This window comes from Paraburkholderia hiiakae (assembly GCF_904848665.1).
Classification (GTDB): Bacteria; Pseudomonadota; Gammaproteobacteria; order Burkholderiales; family Burkholderiaceae; genus Paraburkholderia; species Paraburkholderia hiiakae.
On the sequence record NZ_CAJHCQ010000049.1, the window covers coordinates 1 to 3,331 of the forward strand.

A 3,331-nucleotide genomic window follows, 5' to 3' on the forward strand; every position below is an offset into this window, starting at 1 on the left:
TATCGGCTGTCGTTCTTTAACAATCAGGAAGAAGTAGTAAAGAGATTCATCCAAAAGCATCTAGAGATGGGTGTGAGTAGGTGAATCAGGGTTGTGATTGTATCGAAAGTATTTTTAAGTGATCGAAAGATTGCCTTGAAATACGGCGCAACACGAATACTCAACCTGTAGCGCGTGCGAACCGACGCAAGCAATTGCGAAAGAGACACACCCGTTATAGGGTCAAGCGAACAAGTGCATGTGGTGGATGCCTTGGCGATCACAGGCGATGAAGGACGCGGTAGCCTGCGAAAAGCGGTGGGGAGCTGGCAAACGAGCTTTGATCCACCGATATCCGAATGGGGAAACCCACTCCGAATGGAGTATCCATGACTGAATACATAGGTCATGTGAGGCGAACGCGGCGAACTGAAACATCTAAGTAGCCGCAGGAAAAGAAATCAACCGAGATTCCCAAAGTAGTGGCGAGCGAAATGGGACCAGCCTGTACTCTTTATCTGTACCGTCAGCCAAACGCTCTGGAAAGTGCGGCCATAGTGGGTGATAGCCCCGTAGGCGAAGACGGAATGGAAGAACTGGGTGTACGAAAAGTAGGGCGGGACACGTGAAATCCTGTCTGAAGATGGGGGGACCATCCTCCAAGGCTAAATACTCGTGATCGACCGATAGTGAACCAGTACCGTGAGGGAAAGGCGAAAAGAACCCCGGGAGGGGAGTGAAATAGATCCTGAAACCGCATGCATACAAACAGTCGGAGCCTCGCAAGGGGTGACGGCGTACCTTTTGTATAATGGGTCAGCGACTTACATTCAGTGGCAAGCTTAACCGAATAGGGCAGGCGTAGCGAAAGCGAGTCCGAACAGGGCGTTCAGTCGCTGGGTGTAGACCCGAAACCAGGTGATCTATCCATGGCCAGGTTGAAGGCACGGTAACACGTGCTGGAGGACCGAACCCACTAACGTTGAAAAGTTAGGGGATGAGCTGTGGATAGGGGTGAAAGGCTAAACAAACCTGGAAATAGCTGGTTCTCTCCGAAAACTATTTAGGTAGTGCCTCGTGTATCACCTTCGGGGGTAGAGCACTGTCATGGTTGAAGGGTCCATTGCGGATTACTTCGCCATAGCAAACTCCGAATACCGAAGAGTGCAATCACGGGAGACAGACATCGGGTGCTAACGTCCGGTGTCAAGAGGGAAACAACCCAGACCGCCAGCTAAGGTCCCCAAATATGACTAAGTGGGAAACGAAGTGGGAAGGCTAAAACAGTCAGGAGGTTGGCTTAGAAGCAGCCACCCTTTAAAGAAAGCGTAATAGCTCACTGATCGAGTCGTCCTGCGCGGAAGATGTAACGGGGCTAAGTCATATACCGAAGCTGCGGATGCGAGCTAGTCTCGCATGGTAGGAGAGCGTTCCGTAAGCCTGCGAAGGTGCGTTGAAAAGCGTGCTGGAGGTATCGGAAGTGCGAATGCTGACATGAGTAGCGATAAAGGGGGTGAAAGGCCCCCTCGCCGTAAGCCCAAGGTTTCCTACGCAACGTTCATCGGCGTAGGGTGAGTCGGCCCCTAAGGCGAGGCAGAAATGCGTAGCTGATGGGAAGCAGGTCAATATTCCTGCACCATTGTTGAATGCGATGGGGGGACGGATCGCGGAAGGTTGTCCGGGTGTTGGAAGTCCCGGTCCTTGCATTGGAGAAGGCGCTTTGGCAAATCCGGGCGCGGAATTCAAGGGTGTGAGGCCAGTCTCTTAGGAGACGAAGCAACTGGAAGTGGTTCCAAGAAAAGCCTCTAAGCTTCAGTTCAACAGTGACCGTACCGCAAACCGACACAGGTGGGCGAGATGAGTATTCTAAGGCGCTTGAGAGAACTCGGGAGAAGGAACTCGGCAAATTGGTACCGTAACTTCGGGATAAGGTACGCCCTGGTAGCTTGACTGGCTTGCGCCAGAAGGGTGAAGGGGTTGCAATAAACTGGTGGCTGCGACTGTTTAATAAAAACACAGCACTCTGCAAACACGAAAGTGGACGTATAGGGTGTGACGCCTGCCCGGTGCCGGAAGATTAAATGATGGGGTGCAAGCTCTTGATTGAAGTCCCGGTAAACGGCGGCCGTAACTATAACGGTCCTAAGGTAGCGAAATTCCTTGTCGGGTAAGTTCCGACCTGCACGAATGGCGTAACGATGGCCACACTGTCTCCTCCCGAGACTCAGCGAAGTTGAAGTGTTTGTGATGATGCAATCTCCCCGCGGCTAGACGGAAAGACCCCATGAACCTTTACTGTAGCTTTGCATTGGACTTTGAACCGGTTTGTGTAGGATAGGTGGGAGGCTGTGAAGCGGGAACGCTAGTTTCCGTGGAGCCGTCCTTGAAATACCACCCTGATCTGTTTGAGGTTCTAACCTTGGTCCGTGATCCGGATCGGGGACAGTGCATGGTAGGCAGTTTGACTGGGGCGGTCTCCTCCCAAAGGGTAACGGAGGAGTACGAAGGTACGCTAGGTACGGTCGGAAATCGTGCTGATAGTGCAATGGCATAAGCGTGCTTGACTGTGAGACTCACAAGTCGAACAGGTGCGAAAGCAGGTCATAGTGATCCGGTGGTTCTGTATGGAAGGGCCATCGCTCAACGGATAAAAGGTACTCTGGGGATAACAGGCTGATACCGCCCAAGAGTTCATATCGACGGCGGTGTTTGGCACCTCGATGTCGGCTCATCTCATCCTGGGGCTGTAGCCGGTCCCAAGGGTATGGCTGTTCGCCATTTAAAGAGGTACGTGAGCTGGGTTTAAAACGTCGTGAGACAGTTTGGTCCCTATCTGCCGTGGGCGCTGGAAGTTTGAGGGGGCCTGCTCCTAGTACGAGAGGACCGGAGTGGACGAACCTCTGGTGTACCGGTTGTGACGCCAGTCGCATCGCCGGGTAGCTATGTTCGGAAGAGATAACCGCTGAAAGCATCTAAGCGGGAAACTCGCCTCAAGATGAGACTTCCCCGGGGACTAGATCCCCTTGAAGGGTCGTTCGAGACCAGGACGTTGATAGGTCAGGTGTGGAAGCGCAGTAATGCGTTAAGCTAACTGATACTAATTGCCCGTAAGGCTTGATCCTATAACAGGTGTGTCTTCACCCCCAGGGGGTAAGGCAGACACACAGGTTGAGAGATCGGTGTTGTGCCAGAAACAACACAACCCCAATTCAGCAACACCCTCTTTACGCTTCTTCCAGATTGGCTGTGGCGCCGGGTTGACCAGAACCCATCGCGACGCAGCAACCCGTCATGCCTGATGACCATAGCGAGTTGGTCCCACCCCTTCCCATCCCGAACAGGACCGTGAAAC

At 52.9% G+C, this 3,331-nt stretch carries 1 rRNA gene; it reads left to right on the forward strand.

The annotated features are described in order from the left end of the window. Positions 1-220: 220 nt before the first annotated feature. Positions 221-3,101 (forward strand): 23S ribosomal RNA (locus tag JMY28_RS38720). Positions 3,102-3,331: the final 230 nt, after the last annotated feature.